14 protein-coding genes and 1 tRNA gene are annotated in these 13,845 nt (G+C 68.9%); 4 read left to right on the top strand and 11 right to left on the bottom strand.

Features of this window, described 5'->3' with window-relative positions; translation table 11 throughout:
* Positions 1 to 19 precede the first annotated feature (19 nt).
* A tRNA-Gly gene (locus FA702_RS10080) sits at positions 20 to 94 on the bottom strand.
* Positions 95 to 307: 213 nt separating this feature from the next.
* Between FA702_RS10080 and trxA the strand changes: the two genes are divergently transcribed.
* Together trxA and FA702_RS10070 are read left to right on the top strand one after the other, a co-directional pair.
* Positions 308 to 1,216 carry a thioredoxin gene (gene trxA, locus FA702_RS10075; RefSeq protein ID WP_136956041.1) on the top strand — a complete coding sequence of 303 codons (909 nt, stop codon included), beginning with the start codon at positions 308 to 310 and terminating at the stop codon, positions 1,214 to 1,216.
* Between the two features lie 2 nt (positions 1,217 to 1,218).
* Positions 1,219 to 1,845 carry an LON peptidase substrate-binding domain-containing protein gene (locus tag FA702_RS10070; RefSeq protein ID WP_136957345.1) on the top strand — a complete coding sequence of 209 codons (627 nt, stop codon included), beginning with the start codon at positions 1,219 to 1,221 and terminating at the stop codon, positions 1,843 to 1,845.
* A 6-nt stretch (positions 1,846 to 1,851) separates the two neighbouring features.
* On the opposite strand, the gene FA702_RS10065 is transcribed toward FA702_RS10070, so the two are convergent.
* The 7 genes from FA702_RS10065 to FA702_RS10035 all read right to left on the bottom strand — a co-directional run bounded on the left by FA702_RS10065 (position 1,852) and on the right by FA702_RS10035 (position 6,942).
* Positions 1,852 to 2,466, bottom strand: coding sequence for a MarC family protein (locus tag FA702_RS10065; RefSeq protein WP_124810473.1), 615 nt, complete (start codon positions 2,464 to 2,466; stop codon positions 1,852 to 1,854).
* Between the two features lie 7 nt (positions 2,467 to 2,473).
* Positions 2,474 to 3,316, bottom strand: a complete 843-nt coding sequence (locus FA702_RS10060; protein WP_210417528.1) for a hypothetical protein — start codon at positions 3,314 to 3,316, stop codon at positions 2,474 to 2,476.
* Positions 3,317 to 3,367: 51 nt separating this feature from the next.
* On the bottom strand, positions 3,368 to 4,258 hold the full coding sequence (gene folD / locus FA702_RS10055) for a bifunctional methylenetetrahydrofolate dehydrogenase/methenyltetrahydrofolate cyclohydrolase FolD (protein ID WP_136956040.1): 891 nt from the start codon (positions 4,256 to 4,258) through the stop codon (positions 3,368 to 3,370).
* A gap of 41 nt (positions 4,259 to 4,299) precedes the next feature.
* Positions 4,300 to 4,593, bottom strand: coding sequence for a YggT family protein (locus FA702_RS10050; protein ID WP_124810471.1), 294 nt, complete (start codon positions 4,591 to 4,593; stop codon positions 4,300 to 4,302).
* A gap of 77 nt (positions 4,594 to 4,670) precedes the next feature.
* A complete protein-coding gene (locus FA702_RS10045) occupies positions 4,671 to 5,195 on the bottom strand; it encodes a hypothetical protein (protein ID WP_136956039.1) in 525 nt (174 codons plus the stop codon).
* 47 nt (positions 5,196 to 5,242) lie between these two features.
* Complete coding sequence (argB, locus tag FA702_RS10040; RefSeq protein ID WP_136956038.1) at positions 5,243 to 6,175, bottom strand: acetylglutamate kinase; 933 nt, start codon at positions 6,173 to 6,175, stop codon at positions 5,243 to 5,245.
* Positions 6,176 to 6,234: 59 nt separating this feature from the next.
* Complete coding sequence (locus FA702_RS10035) at positions 6,235 to 6,942, bottom strand: queuosine precursor transporter (RefSeq protein WP_136956037.1); 708 nt, start codon at positions 6,940 to 6,942, stop codon at positions 6,235 to 6,237.
* Between the two features lie 104 nt (positions 6,943 to 7,046).
* On the opposite strand from FA702_RS10035, the gene FA702_RS10030 reads away from it, so the two are divergent.
* Positions 7,047 to 8,390 carry a NupC/NupG family nucleoside CNT transporter gene (locus FA702_RS10030; protein ID WP_136956036.1) on the top strand — a complete coding sequence of 448 codons (1,344 nt, stop codon included), beginning with the start codon at positions 7,047 to 7,049 and terminating at the stop codon, positions 8,388 to 8,390.
* 113 nt (positions 8,391 to 8,503) lie between these two features.
* Here the strand turns inward: FA702_RS10030 and FA702_RS10025 are convergent, their stop codons facing one another.
* From FA702_RS10025 to mutS, 3 genes are all read right to left on the bottom strand, one after another.
* Positions 8,504 to 8,794, bottom strand: a complete 291-nt coding sequence (locus FA702_RS10025) for a GIY-YIG nuclease family protein (RefSeq protein WP_136957344.1) — start codon at positions 8,792 to 8,794, stop codon at positions 8,504 to 8,506.
* A 108-nt stretch (positions 8,795 to 8,902) separates the two neighbouring features.
* Positions 8,903 to 9,511, bottom strand: a complete 609-nt coding sequence (locus tag FA702_RS10020; protein ID WP_136956035.1) for a 5'-methylthioadenosine/S-adenosylhomocysteine nucleosidase — start codon at positions 9,509 to 9,511, stop codon at positions 8,903 to 8,905.
* Positions 9,504 to 12,080 (bottom strand): DNA mismatch repair protein MutS, encoded by a 2,577-nt coding sequence (gene mutS / locus FA702_RS10015; protein WP_136956034.1) that lies wholly within the window; start codon positions 12,078 to 12,080, stop codon positions 9,504 to 9,506. The genes FA702_RS10020 and mutS overlap by 8 nt, the downstream gene beginning before the upstream one ends.
* Before the next feature lie 91 nt (positions 12,081 to 12,171).
* Between mutS and FA702_RS10010 the strand changes: the two genes are divergently transcribed.
* Positions 12,172 to 13,806: a hypothetical protein gene (locus FA702_RS10010; RefSeq protein ID WP_136956033.1), complete on the top strand. Its 1,635-nt coding sequence runs from the start codon at positions 12,172 to 12,174 to the stop codon at positions 13,804 to 13,806.
* The last annotated feature ends 39 nt before the right edge of the window (positions 13,807 to 13,845 follow it).

Here is a 13,845-nt window from a genome sequence, read left to right as displayed (position 1 = left end):
CTGATTTATATGGAAAAACTGGAGCGGGCGAAGGGATTCGAACCCTCGACCCCAACCTTGGCAAGGTTGTGCTCTACCCCTGAGCTACGCCCGCTCGTGCGTTTCGGACCGGATTGGAAACCCCTTCCGGCCGGGGTGAGGCGCGCCGTTAGCATCGACTCGGGAGGGCCGCAACACCAAAAATGCACTTTCTCGCCGCTCGTCCGCCGATGGCCTGTGGAAAGGGGACAAACCCCTTGCCGAACGGCGCCGCATTCCCACATGGTGGTCGGCGCATCGCATTGTTCCCGCGCATCGGAGATCGACATTGGCAAGCCTTGGCCTGAACCTGGAAGAACAGAAGGCGGTGGACCGGTTCCGCAAGGACGTGGTCGAACCGTCGATGACCAAGCTGGTCATCCTCGATTTCTGGGCGGAATGGTGCGGGCCGTGCAAGCAGCTGACGCCGGTGCTGGAAAAGGTCGCGGCCGAATACGCGAACAAGGGCGTGGTGCTCGCCAAGGTCAACGTGGACGAGGAACAGTTCATCGCCGCGCAGTTCCAGGTGCGCTCGATCCCCACCGTCTATGCGATGTTCCAGGGCCAGCCCGTGGCCGACCTGACCGGCGCGCGCACCGAATCGCAGCTCAAGCAGTACCTCGACCAGATTCTCGCCAAGGTGCCGGTGCAGGCCGGTGACGAGCCGGCGCAGGACATCACCCCGCTGCTGGAGATGGGCGAGGAGGTGCTGGCGGGCGGTGACGGCGATCGCGCGGCGGACATCTTCGCCCAGATCATCGAGATCGCGCCCGACAGCGCGCCCGCGCACGCGGGGCTGATCCGCGCGCTGCTGCTGGCCGGCCGCAAAGAGGAAGCCGCCGAGGTGCTGGCCGCGCTCGATCCGAAGCTGGCGGACGACCCCGCGCTGGCGCAGGCGCGTTCGGCGCTGGCGTTGGCCGAGGACGCGCCCGAGGCCGGCGAGCTGGCCGGGCTGCGCGCCGCGGCGGAGGCCGATCCGGCGGACATGGACGCGCAACTCGCCTATGCCAACGCGCTTTATGCCAGCGGGGATCGCGATGCCGCCGCCGCCACGCTGCTGCGGATGATCGCCGCCGATCGCGAGTGGAACGAAGGCGCGGCGCGTGCCCGCCTGCTCCAGATCTTCGAGGCGATCGGGCTGGAAGACCCGTGGGTCGCGGCGACGCGGCGCAAGCTGTCGACCGTGCTGTTCGGCTGACCATGGGCGGAACGATCGACACCACGCGGCTTTCGATCTTCCCGCTCCCCGGCGCGACGCTGTTTCCGGGGCTGCAGCTGCCGTTGCACATCTTCGAGCCGCGCTATCGCGCGCTGGTCTCCGATGCGCTGGCGCGCGACCGGCGCATCGCGATGATTCAGCCGCAGGCCCCGGCCGAGGGCGCGCCGCTGTTCAGCGTGGGCTGCGTCGGCAAGATTGGCGAGGTCGAGGCGCTGGAGGACGGCCGCTACAACATCGTGCTGCAGGGCCTTTCGCGCTTCCGCGTGCTGCGCGAACTGGATGTGAGCACGCCGTTCCGGCAGGTCGAGGCCGAACTGATCGAGGACGATCCCGATGCGGTGCTGAGCGCGGTCGAGCGTGCCTCGTTCGAGCGCGAGGCGCGTATCTTCGCCGATGCGCAGGGCTATGCGGTGGACTGGGAATCGGTGACGCGGCTGGACGACATGGCGCTGATCAACGGCGTGTCGCAGATCGTGCCGTTCGATATCGCCGCCAAGCAGGCGCTGCTGGAAGCGCCCGATCTCGCCACGCGCTGCGAACTGCTGGTGCAGCTGCTACAATTCTTCGGCCGGCGCGACAGCGACGACAACCAGGTGACGCTGCAGTAAACGCGCTCAGAACTGCGCCTTGATCCCGTCGATCACGTATTGCGCGGCCAGCGCCGCGAGCAGCACGCCCAGCAGGCGCGTAACGACCGCTTCGGCCTGCTGGCCCACCAACCGCATCAGCGGGCCGGCTGCCAGCAGTGCGGCGAGGATCAACACCATCACGCAGGCCAGCGCGCCCAGCACGACCATGGTCTGTTCGTTGCCTTGCGCGCGGCTGGTCAGCAGCATGACCGTGGCGATCGAGCCCGGCCCGGCGATCATCGGCATGGCCATGGGGAAGACGGAGACGTCGTCCACCTCGGTATGGCGGACCTTTTCCGCGCGCTGTTCGCGCCGTTCGGTGCGCTTTTCGAACACCATGTCGAGCGCGATCACGAACAGCATGATGCCGCCGGCGATGCGGAAGCTGGCCAGCTCGATGTGCAGGCCCGACAGCAGCTTTTCCCCGAACAGCGCGAAGACCAGCAGGATGCCGGTGGCGATCAGCGTGGCGCGGATCGCCATGTTGCGCGCCTGCGCGGGGCTGGCCCCGGCGGTAAGCCCGGCATAGATCGGCGCGCAGCCGGGCGGATCGATCACCACGAACAGCGTGACGAAGGCGGAGACGAACAGTTCCCACATCGCGCGCTTATCCTTGTCCCGGAGCGGTGGCGGGTGTCGTGGCGGGTGTCGTGGCAGGGGCCACGAGAGCGGCTGCGGTTTCGTGCAGCACCTGGGTCATGTTGCCGTCCTTCCACATCCACACCGTGAATTCGCGCGCGCCATCGGGCAGCACGGTGCTGCGCCAGGCCAGCGTGCCATCGTCGGACTGGCCGTCCTTGCTGTCCGATCCGGCGGGCGCGGCCAGCGCTGGCAGCGGCCCGGCGAGCGGGCGCTGGACGGGCAGGTCCTTCGTCGCGGGCCGGTCGGCCGTACCAGGTGGCGGTGGCCCCCCTGGCGCCACGAAATGCGTCCGGCGCGCGGGGCAATCGGCGACCTTGCCCTCGATCCAGTCGGGCGCGGCGAGCGGCCGGGCCAGCGGCTCGCCCTGATCGAGCACCCACTTCAACGCGCCCTTCTTCTTCTGCCGCTGCCAAACCGTGCTGAACCAGCCGGCGTCCGCGCCGCCGGTCCAGCCGCCATAGGTCACGCCGAAGCTGCCGTCGCAACTGGCGTAGGCGCGGTGCGTTTCCCACTGCACCGCCTGCGCCGGATCCTTGCGGCCCTTGAGCCAGTCCTTCGCCACCACGCGCCGGGGCGTGAACATTTCCGCATCGTCAGCGGCGGTTTCGCGAAACGCGGTCCACTGGCCCTTTTCGCGCGCCAGCCGGGCAAAGGCGATTTCGGCGGCGATCAGCGCGCTGGGGTTCCCGGCCGGCGTCAGCCCGCCGCCCGGCATGCCACCACGCCCCGGGCGCTGGGCAAGCGCCGGCGCGGATAGCAGCGAGAACGTCAGGGCAAGGGCCAGGGCGGCACGTACGGGGCGCGACATGCCCTTGAACCTAAAGCAAAGCCGCGCCCGGTCAAACCCGCGATGGAGAAATCAGATCGCGCCGTCTGCCAGCGCAATGCCGGCGTTGCGATAGGCGGCGACCAGCGCGTTGCGCAGCAGCACCGCGATCGTCATCGGGCCGACGCCGCCCGGCACCGGGGTGATCGCGCCGGCCACTTCGGCCGCGCCGGCATAGTCCACGTCGCCCACCAGCCGGGTCTTGCCCTCGGCGGCGGGCACGCGGTTGATGCCCACGTCGATCACGGTCGCGCCGGGCTTGATCCATGCGCCCTTGACCATCTCCGGGCGGCCGACGGCGGCGACGACGATGTCCGCCCGCTTCACCACGTCCGGCAGGTTGCGCGTGCGGCTGTGCGCGACGGTGACGGTGCAGCTTTCGGCGATCAGCAGCTGCGCCATCGGCTTGCCGACGATGTTCGAACGGCCGATGACCACCGCATCCAGCCCGGAAAGATCGCCGAGCCGGTCCTTGAGCAGCATCAGGCAGCCCAGCGGGGTGCAGGGGACGAAGCCCGGCTGCCCCACCGCGAGCCGCCCGGCGTTGGTGACGTGGAAGCCGTCCACGTCCTTGTCCGGGTTGATCGTAGCAATCACCTTCTGCTCGTCGATATGGCCGGGCAGCGGCAACTGGACGAGAATGCCGTCGACGGCGGGATCGGCGTTGAGCCGTTCGACCACCGCCAGCAGATCCGCCTCGGCGGTATCGGCAGGCAGCTTGTGCTCGAAGCTCGCCATGCCGGCCTCGAGCGTCGATTTGCCCTTGGAGCGGACATAGACCTGGCTTGCCGGGTCTTCGCCCACCAGCACCACGGCCAGGCCCGCCTTGCGCCCGGCCTGTTGCTCGAACGCGGCGGCCAGCTTGCCCACTTCGCCGCGCAGGTTCGCGGCAAAGGCCTTTCCGTCGATCACGGCAGCAGTCATCTCTGCAATTCCTTCAAGCCATTCCGTCCGGTGGCGGCAGGTCAATATCCCGATGCGGCAAGGCCGCTCAGCAGGATCATCAGCAGGTTAAGGCCGATGATCAGCGCCATCGGCGACAGGTCGATCGATCCGGTCTCGGGCATGATCCGGCGGATGGGGTTGAGCAGCGGATCGAGAATGGCGTTCAGCGCCCGCCAGATCGCGGCGACGCCATTGTTGTGCATGTTGACGACGTTGAACGAAATCAACAGGCCCAGCACGAACTGGACGATCACCACCACGGTGATGATCTGCACCAGGTAGCTGATCATGGCGACGAGCGTGTACAGGAACATGGGCGCTTTCTTCTTGCGACGGTCTTTACGGCTGTTAGCCGAGAGACGGGCGCAAAGGCAACTGGAGGCTGCGTCGCCTAGGGCGCCAGGGTGGTGCTCTCGATATGCCAGCGCAATTGTTCCTCGGTCGCGCCGGGCACGTCGTTCACGCGGCGCAGCACGACATCGCCTTTCAGCACTCGCGTGCCGTCGGTGACGGTGACGGGGGCGGTGTAGTAAAGCGAGCCGGCCGCGCCCTCGCTTTCACCCTTGCCCATGGTCACGCGCGGGTCGAGCAGGGTGCTCCATTTCGCGGCGAAGGCGCGCTCGTCCATCCCGCTGCGCGCGCCCTTATCGCCCCAATAGGCGCGGACGGTCTCCCAGTCGCGCATTTCCACCGCCTTGCCCCAGGCCGCCAGCACCTCGGCGGGATCGCGCGAGGCCGATGGCACGCCTCGTTCGGTGATCTCGGCAGTCGGCGTCGGGGAAGGCACGGGCACCGCTTCCGAAGCCAGCGCGGCGATGGCATCGCTGTCGGCCTCGCTCGGTTCGGGCGCGGGCGGCGTGCCACCGCAGGCGGCCAGCAGCAGGGCGAGCGAGGGGGCTATGCGAGAGCGCATCATGCGCAAGGGACGCACGACCGCCGGTTCCGTTCCCGGCTTTCGCCGGATCACGCCCGGATCAGCGTGCCCGCGCCGCGCGAGGTGAAGATTTCCAGCAGCATCGCGTGCGGCACGCGCCCGTCGAGCACGACCACCGCCTCGCACCCGGCCTCGACCGCGTGGACGCAGGTTTCGAGCTTGGGGATCATGCCGCCGCTGATCGTGCCGTCCTGCGCCAGTTCCGCGATGTCGGCGGGCGTCAGGTCGGTCAGCAGGTTCTTCTGCTTGTCGAGTACGCCGGGCACGTCGGTCAGCAGGAACAGGCGCGATGCGCCCAGCGCCGCGGCGATGCAGCCGGCCATGGTATCGGCATTGATGTTGTAGGTCGCGCCGTCCTCGCCCACGCCGATCGGGGCGATCACCGGGATCATGCCGGCGGCGCAGATCGTGTCGATCACGGTGGTGTCGATCCGGTCCGGCTCGCCCACGAAGCCCAGGTCGACCACCAGCGGCTCACCGTCGTCCTCGCCAGAGTTGTTGATGACCTTGGGCGCCTTGGACTGGACCTTGCGGGCCACGACCATGCCGCCGTCCTTGCCGGAAATGCCGATGGCCTTGCCGCCGGCGCGGGCGATCCAGCCGACCAGTTCCTTGTTGATCGCGCCGGCCAGGACCATTTCAGCCACTTCGGCGGTCTGCTTGTCGGTGACGCGCAGGCCGTTGACGAACTGCGATTCGATGCCCAGCGCCTTCAGCATCCGTCCGATCTGCGGGCCGCCTCCGTGGACCACCACGGGGTTGATGCCCACTGCCTTCAGCAGCACGATGTCCTCGGCGAAATCGTGCGCCAGCTCCGGATCGCCCATGGCGTGTCCGCCATACTTCACCACGAAGGTCTTGCCGGCATAGCGCTGGAGATAGGGCAGCGCCTCGGTCAGCGTTTCCGCCTTGGCGAGCATCGCCGCGCGATAGGAATCGGAGATTTCGTGGTTCGTGGCCATAATGGCCGCGCCCTTACGCCCCTTGGCGCGAAATTAAAGCGTTTTCGTGCGCGCGCGGATCAGCGTGGCGCGTCCAGCCAGCGCCCCAGCCGCACGAACAGCCAGATGCCCGGCGGCACCATGATCGTCGACAGCACCAGCTTGGAGATGATCTGCCCTTCCATGATCGCGCCGATCGGCAGGTCCTGCCCGTAGAACGAGATGGTGATGAACAGCACCGTATCGACGATCTGCGACAGCATGCTGGCGATCCACGCGCGCAGCATCAGCAGCCGACCCCGCCCGCCGGCGATACGGGAAAACAGATAGACGTTGAGCGTCTGCGAGGTGCCGTAGGAAATCAGCCCGGCGAACTGCATCCGCGCGCCTTGCCCCAGCAGGCGGGCAAAAGCCTCCTGATCCGACCAGAACGGCGCGGGCGGCACCACATGGATGACCAGCGAAAGCAGCACCATCGACACGATCAGCGGCACGAAGCCGAAGCGCACCAGCCGGTTGGCCATGTCCTGCCCGAACAGTTCGGCCACGGCGCTGGCCAGGATCACCAGCAGCAGGAACGCGAAGATCCCGGATTCGACCGCCAGATCGCCCAGCAGCGGCCAGTGGCCCAGCGAGGCGAGCTTGGTCCCCAGCACGCCCGCCAGCACGGCCAGCCCGCCATAGAGCAGCGCGAAGGCGAACAGGGAGCGGGGGATCGCGGAGGAGGTCGATGCGGAGATCGGGGTCTGCGGCGCCGGTGCGGCCCGGTGCGGGGCGGTGTCTTGCATGGACGGGCGATAGCGGGATTTTGACCGGCCGCCAAATCCCGTTTAGGAGCAGGAGAAACCAGTTCGTCCTTCCCTTCTTCCTCGTCCGGAGCCGATAGCCCCCGATGCGCGTTGTCTTGAGCCTCGTCGGGATGGGCATCATCCTGCTGGTCGCCTTCCTGCTTTCCACCAACCGCCGCGCGATCCGCCCGCGCGTGGTGGGCGCAGCCTTCGCCCTGCAGGCAGGTTTCGCCGCGCTGGTGCTCTACCTGCCGTGGGGCAACGCCGCGCTACAGGCCGCGGCGCACGGCGTGGAGCGGCTGCTCGGCTTCGCCAAGGCCGGCGTGACGTTCCTGTTCGGCCCGCTCGCCAAGCCCGAGATCGGCGGGACCAGCTTCGCCATTTCGGCGCTGCCGGTGATCATCTTCTTCGCCGCTCTGATCTCGATCCTTTACTACCTCGGCGTGATGCAGCTGGTGATCCGCTGGATCGGCGGCGGGCTGGAAAAGATCACCGGCATCAGCAAGGTCGAATCGCTGTGCGCCGCGTCCAACATTTTCGTGGGGCAGAGCGAGGCGCCGCTGGTGATCCGCCCCTATCTCGCCGCGCTCAATCCCTCGCAGCTGTTCTGCGTGATGACGGTGGGCATGGCCGGCGTGGCGGGCACGATCCTGGCCGCCTATGCCAGCATGGGCATCCGCATCGACTATCTGGTCGCCGCCGCGTTCATGTCGGCGCCGGGCGGCATCCTGATGGCCAAGACGATGATGCCCGACGAGCCGCCGACACCGGCCGACGTCGCGGCCGATCCGCTGCCCAACCCGCACGATCCGCCGACGCTGGTGCCGCCCGCCGGCATGGCCGCGGCCGCGATGAACCGCGATGACGTGACCAGCCAGCCCGGCGTCGCCGCCAGCGGCGAACCGGTGGCGGAAGAACACGAGGAACGCCCCGCCAACCTGATCATGGCGGCGAGCCAGGGTGCGCAGACCGGGGTCAAGCTGGCCGTGGCGGTGGGCGCGATGGTGCTGGCCTTCGTCGCGCTGGTGGCGCTCGCCAACGGCATCCTCGGCTGGCTGGGCGGGCTGGCCGGCTATCCCGACCTCTCGTTCCAGCAGATCCTCGGCACGGTCTTCGCGCCGATGTTCTACCTGCTCGGCTCCCCCACCTGGGCGGAAGCGATGCAGGCGGGCGGCCTGTTCGGCACCAAGATCGTGCTCAACGAATTCGTCGCCTTCATCGAACTGGGGCAGGACGCCGGCCTGTCCAAGGTCAGCGTCGCGCTGGTGACGTTCGCGCTGTGCGGTTTCGCCAATTTCAGCTCGATCGCGATCCAGATGGCGGTGACCGGCGGCCTCGCCCCCAACCAGCGCCCGATGATCGCCAAACTCGGCATCCGCGCGCTGCTAGCCGGCGCGCTCAGCAACCTGATGAGCGCGGCGCTGGCGGGATTGTTCCTGTCGTTGTGATGTTTCGCGCGGGGGCCTGGGATGCCCCCGGTAGCCTGAGATGCCAGCGTGCGCTGGCATGACGGCTTTGGCTTCATCCTCGTCGTCCCGGCGAAGGCCGGGACCTCGGGCGGCTACAGAAGGACCGCGAAGAGATCGTCCCACGCCGGGTTGGCTTTCTCGATCAGGTCGATCTTCCAGTCCCGCTTCCACGCCTTGAGCGCCTTTTCGCGCCGGATCGCGTCCTCGATCGTCGCGTGTTCCTCGGCAAGCACCAGACGCTGAAGGTTGTAACGGCGGCAGAAGGATGATCCGTGTCCCTCGCGATGCTGGACGACGCGGGTCGCCAGATCGGCGGTGACGCCGACGTAGAGCACCCCGCGCGGCTTGTTCGCCATGATGTAGGTCCAGCCGCCCTTGCGCATGACGGGAGGGTACACCTGGTGGCTTGAGATGCCAGCCTGCGCTGGCATGACGGTCCTATTTTGTCTTCGTCATCCCGGCGAAAGCCGGGATCTCAGGCGGTTACGCGCCTACAGCCCGTGCAACAAGTCCACCGCCTTGGCCAGCTCCCCATCGAGGTAGCCCAGCAGCTTGTGCCAGTCGTGTGCGCCCGCCAGTTCGCCGGGGCCGTCGCTGACGCCGCGCAGGCCGATCAGCGGCACGCCGAAGGTGCGCGCGGCGCGGGCGACGGCGTAGGTTTCCATGTCGACCATGTCGGCCGAGACGTGGTCCCAGTGGTCGCCGCTGACCACGTCGCCCCCGCTGGATAGCGTGGCGACCGGCAGGTCCAGCGGGGTTTCCAGCGGAAGCTCTTTCGGCTCGTCGAGATAAGGCACCACGCCGGGTTCGATGCCGAGCGGCGAGGCGTCCATGTCGCGCCACGAGACGCTGGCGATCTGGTGGACCGAGCCCAGCGCGCAGCGGCGCGATCCGGCCGAGCCGAGGCAGACGATCAGGTCCGGCAATTGCCCCGCCGCGTCCAGCCGGGCCAGCGCCACGCCGGTGTGCAGCGCGGCCTCCACCGGGCCGATGCCGGTGATCAGCGGGGTGAAGCGCGCGCGCAAGTGCGGGCCGTATTCCGGTTCCGCCGCCATCACGAACAGCACGCGCCGGTTGCCGAGCGGGGTAAGTTCAACCATTCGCCTGCGCCTTCAGTTGGTAAAGCAGGTCCAAGGCCTCGCGCGGGGACAGCGCGTCGATGTCCAGCCCGTTGAGCCGGTCGCGCAAGGCATCGACCTTCTCCTCCACCGCCTCGATCGCGGCGGCGAACAGCGGCAGGTCGTCCAGCCCGGCGGCCAGGCCCCCGGTGGAGGCGCGGCCTTTCTCCAGCTTGTCGAGCACCGCCTTGGCGCGCTTGACCACCGGCGCGGGCACGCCGGCCAGCCGGGCGACGGCGAGGCCATAGCTCTTGTCCGCCGGCCCTTCGGCCAGTTCGTGCAGCAGTACCAAGTCGCCCTTCCATTCGCGCGCGCGGACATGGTGGAGCGACAGCGCGTCGCAGCTTTCGGCCAGCCGCGCGAGTTCGTGGTAATGCGTGGCGAACAGGCAACGGCAGCGGTTGACCTCGTGGACCGCCTCCACCACCGCCCAGGCGAGCGCGAGGCCGTCGTACGTCGAGGTGCCGCGCCCCACTTCGTCGAGGATGACGAAGCTGCGTTCGCTGGCCTGCGCGAGAATGGCGGCGGTCTCCACCATCTCGACCATGAAGGTCGATCGCCCGCGCGCGAGGTTGTCCGACGCGCCGACGCGGCTGAACAGCCGGTCGACCATGCCGATCGTCGCGGCGTCGGCGGGCACGAACCCGCCCGCTTGCGCCAGCAGCACGATCAGCGCGTTCTGGCGCAGGAAGGTGGACTTGCCGCCCATGTTGGGGCCGCCGACCAGCCACAGCCGGTCCTCGGGCGCGAGCCGGCAATCGTTGGCGACGAAGCGTTCGCCCTTGGCCGCGAGCGCCGCTTCCACCACCGGATGCCGTCCACCGGCGATGTCCAGCACGGGCTCGGCCACGACATGCGGCAGCGCCCAGCCGCCTTCGGCCGCGCGTTCGGCCTGCCCGCAGGCGACGTCGATCCGCGCCAGCGCGGCGGCGGTGGCGGCGATGCCTTCGCGCGCGGCGACGGCGGCGGCGACCAGCTCCTCGAAATGCGCTTCCTCGGCCGCCAGCGCATGCCCGCCCGCCTCGGCGATGCGGCTCGCCTCCTCGTGCAGCGCCAGCGCGTTGAAGCGCACCGCGCCGGCCATCGTCTGGCGGTGGGTGAAGCCGCTGTCGGGCAGCATCAGCTTGTCGGCGTGGCGCGCGGGCACTTCGATGAAATAGCCGAGCACGCCGTTGTGGCGGATCTTCAGCGCGGAAACGCCGGTCTCATCGCGGTACTTCGCTTCCAGCGCGGCGATGGCGCGGCGCGAATTGCCGGCGGCGCGGCGCAGTTCGTCGAGCGCCGCGTCATAGCCTTCCGCGATGAACCCGCCCTGCGCGCGTTCGGTCGGCGGCGCGGGCACCAGCGCGCGGACATAGAGATCGATCAGCGCGCCGTGCCCGCCCAGCGCCGGCAGCAGCGCCTCGGCCAGCGCCGGCCTTAGTGCGCTCGCGGTGAGCACCTCGCGCAGCCGCCAGGCTTCGGACAGGCCGTCGCGCAGCTGCCCCAGATCGCGCGGGCTGCCCCGCCCGGCGACGACCCGGCCCAGCGCGCGGCCGATGTCGGGCGCGGCCTTCAGGATCGCGCGCAGGTCGGCGCGCAGCAGCGGATCGTCGTGCAGCCAGCCGACCAGTTCCAGCCGTGCGCGAATCGCCGGCGCATCGGTCAGCGGCGCGGAGAGGTCCTCGGCCAGGAGCCGCGCGCCCGCGCCGGTCACGCAGCGGTCGATCGCTTCGCACAGGCTGCCCTTGCGCGTGCCGCCGGTGGAAACCAGGATTTCGAGGCTAGCGCGTGTCGCTTCGTCCATCGCCATGTGGCCGCCCGCGGTGCGCGCCACCGGGGGCAGCAGCAGCGGCAGGCGGCCGCGCCCGACATGGTCGAGGTAGTCGACCAGCCCGTTCGCCGCCGCCAGCATCGGCCGGGTGAACGCACCGAAACCGTCGAGCGTGGACACGCCGTGCAGATCCTTGAGCCGTGCCTCGCCGGCGTTGCTGTCAAAGCCACGCCCCGGCCGCCGCACCGCGTCGAACGGGGCATCGGCCCAGTCTTCGCTGGCGACGATCTCGCTCGCGCCCAGCCGGGCCAGCGCCGCGCCCATCGCCGCCGGCTCGCACTCCTCCAGCTCCATGCGGCCGGTGGAAATGTCGCAGGCGGCAATGCCCACCAGCCCGCGCACCTCGCACACCGCCGCCAGCACGTTGGCGCGGCGCGGTTCCAGCAGCGCTTCCTCGGTCAGCGTGCCGGCGGTGACGAAGCGGACGATGTCGCGCGCGACCAGCGCCTTCGAACCGCCGCGCTTCTTCGCTTCCTCGGGCGTTTCCACCTGCTCGGCAATGGCGACGCGGCAGCCCGCCTTGATCAGCCGGGCCAGGTACGATTCGGCCGCATGCACCGGCACCCCGCACATCGGGATCGGCGCGCCGCCGTGTTCGCCCCGGCTGGTCAGCGCGATGTCCAGCACGTGTGCGGCGATTTTCGCGTCGTCGAAGAAAAGTTCGAAGAAATCGCCCATCCGGTAGAATAGCAGGCAGTCTCCCGCCTGCTGTCTGAGCGCAAGATATTGCGCCATCATCGGAGTTGGGGCATTTGGCGTCACGGCGCGAGTGGCTAGACGAAGCGCGGGGTTTTCACAAACCATCGAAGCCGGATATCGACAGGGGCTCATGCAAAGCCAGCAAAGAGGCCGTCCCAAGGCCTGGTCGTTCGATTGGCATGCCGCGGCGCTCCCGTGGCTCTCCGCGCCGGGCATCGTGCTCACGGTCCTGTTGGTGTGCCTGCCGTTCGCGCTGGTGGAAGTGCCGCCGCTGATCGACGTGCCGGGCCACATGGGCGCCGCCGCGATCGAGGCCGCCGGCCCCGGCAACCCGCTGGAACGCTACTTCACCTGGAAATGGGTGTTCACCCTGAACATCGGCGGCGGTGTGCTGATGAAGCTGCTGGGCGCGCAGTTCGGCATTCTGGCCGCCGGGTGGTGGAGCACGGTGCTGGCGACCGGCCTGTTCGCCGGCGGCGGTCTGGCCACGGCGCGCGTGCTCAATCCGCGCGGCGGCCATGCCACCGCCTGGGCGCTGATGTTCGTGTTCAGCTTTCCGCTGCTGACGGGTTTCCTCAACTACATCCTCGCCACCGGGCTTTCGCTGTCGGCCTTCGCCGCTTCGGTCTGGCTCGAAAACCAGCCGAAGAAGCGCGCCGCGATGCTGATCGTGGCGCAGCCGGTCGCCATGCTGTGCCATGCCATCGGCGGCGTGCTGCTGGCGCTGCTGGTCGGCGGCGCGGCGCTGGGGCGCGAGATCGACCGGCTCCCCGCGGGAAGCTGGCGGCCTTCGCGCTGGCGCCCGCTGGCGCGCGAGCTGGACTGGAAGGCGATCGCCAAGCGCCTGTTCGTCACCTGCTGGCCGCTGTTGACGACTGTGCTGGTGGTGGTGCTGTGGAAGACGTTCTCGCCCGAACCGGTCGCCAGCATGAACCGCTGGCGCTGGGATCAGAAGGCTTGGTCGTTCGTGCTGACGCTGCGCGACCAGTCGCTCGTGCTCGACGCGGCGACGACGATCGCCTGCTTCGGCCTGATCCTGTGCGGCTGGCTGGCCGGCGCGCGGTGGAGCTGGCGGCAGGGCCTGCCCGGCCTGCTGGTGCTGCTGCTGTTCGTGGCCATTCCCAGCGACATCAACGGCAGCGCCTTCGTGGACATCCGCCTGCTGCCGGTGGCGGCGATGCTGCTGCTGGCGCTGCAGGACTGGAGCCAGGCGAAGCCTTCCTATGCCCGCGCGGTGGCCTATATCGGCATGGCGCTGCTGGGCGTGCGGCTGGTGGTGACCGGCGCCAGCTTCGCCGACTACGCGCAGGACTACAAGCGCCAGCTTGCGGCGCTGCACCACGTCCAGCCCGGCAGCCGCGTGCTGGCTTTCGTCGAACATACCTGCATCGAGGAAAGCTGGCGCAACACGCGGCGCGATCATCTCGCCAGCCTTGCCAGCCTCTATCGCCAGGCCTGGGTGAACGACAACTGGGCGGTGCCGGGGCTGCACATGGTGGTGCCGCGCTTCCGCCCCGGCCGCAACTTCACCGCCGACCCGTCCGAATTCGTGTGGTCGCCCAATTGCCAGAGTGGCCGCCTGCGCAGCGTGGATTCCGCACTGAAGTATGCGCCGATCGAGCGGGTGGACTATGTCTGGCTGATCGACACCGGCCTGCCGCGCCGCCCCGATCCGCGCCTCCAGCTCGTGTGGCAGGATGGGCGCAGTCTGCTTTTTGCCGTCAGACCCTTGGGTTTTCCGAACTGGAAGCCTAGGGACTTCTGACACCGCCCGGCCGGCCCTGTCCGGTCCACCCAGCGTGGG

Origin of the sequence: Novosphingobium sp. EMRT-2 (genome assembly GCF_005145025.1) — a bacterium.
Taxonomy (GTDB): Bacteria; Pseudomonadota; Alphaproteobacteria; order Sphingomonadales; family Sphingomonadaceae; genus Novosphingobium.
This window is presented reverse-complemented; position numbering and strand designations above follow the sequence as displayed.

What these genes read in the sequence shown, in the direction of transcription:
- FA702_RS10035 (WP_136956037.1), bottom strand. Translation starts at nt 6,942, where the DNA reads ATGCAAGACACCGCCCCGCACCGGGCCGCACCGGCGCCGCAGACCCCG.
- FA702_RS10025 (WP_136957344.1), bottom strand. Translation starts at nt 8,794, where the DNA reads ATGCGCAAGGGCGGCTGGACCTACATCATGGCGAACAAGCCGCGCGGG.
- FA702_RS10020 (WP_136956035.1), bottom strand. Translation starts at nt 9,511, where the DNA reads ATGGTTGAACTTACCCCGCTCGGCAACCGGCGCGTGCTGTTCGTGATG.
- FA702_RS10030 (WP_136956036.1), top strand. Translation starts at nt 7,047, where the DNA reads ATGCGCGTTGTCTTGAGCCTCGTCGGGATGGGCATCATCCTGCTGGTC.
- FA702_RS10070 (WP_136957345.1), top strand. Translation starts at nt 1,219, where the DNA reads ATGGGCGGAACGATCGACACCACGCGGCTTTCGATCTTCCCGCTCCCC.
- mutS (WP_136956034.1), bottom strand. Translation starts at nt 12,080, where the DNA reads ATGATGGCGCAATATCTTGCGCTCAGACAGCAGGCGGGAGACTGCCTG.
- FA702_RS10045 (WP_136956039.1), bottom strand. Translation starts at nt 5,195, where the DNA reads ATGATGCGCTCTCGCATAGCCCCCTCGCTCGCCCTGCTGCTGGCCGCC.
- FA702_RS10060 (WP_210417528.1), bottom strand. Translation starts at nt 3,316, where the DNA reads ATGTCGCGCCCCGTACGTGCCGCCCTGGCCCTTGCCCTGACGTTCTCG.
- FA702_RS10050 (WP_124810471.1), bottom strand. Translation starts at nt 4,593, where the DNA reads ATGTTCCTGTACACGCTCGTCGCCATGATCAGCTACCTGGTGCAGATC.
- folD (WP_136956040.1), bottom strand. Translation starts at nt 4,258, where the DNA reads ATGACTGCTGCCGTGATCGACGGAAAGGCCTTTGCCGCGAACCTGCGC.
- FA702_RS10010 (WP_136956033.1), top strand. Translation starts at nt 12,172, where the DNA reads ATGCAAAGCCAGCAAAGAGGCCGTCCCAAGGCCTGGTCGTTCGATTGG.
- argB (WP_136956038.1), bottom strand. Translation starts at nt 6,175, where the DNA reads ATGGCCACGAACCACGAAATCTCCGATTCCTATCGCGCGGCGATGCTC.
- FA702_RS10065 (WP_124810473.1), bottom strand. Translation starts at nt 2,466, where the DNA reads ATGTGGGAACTGTTCGTCTCCGCCTTCGTCACGCTGTTCGTGGTGATC.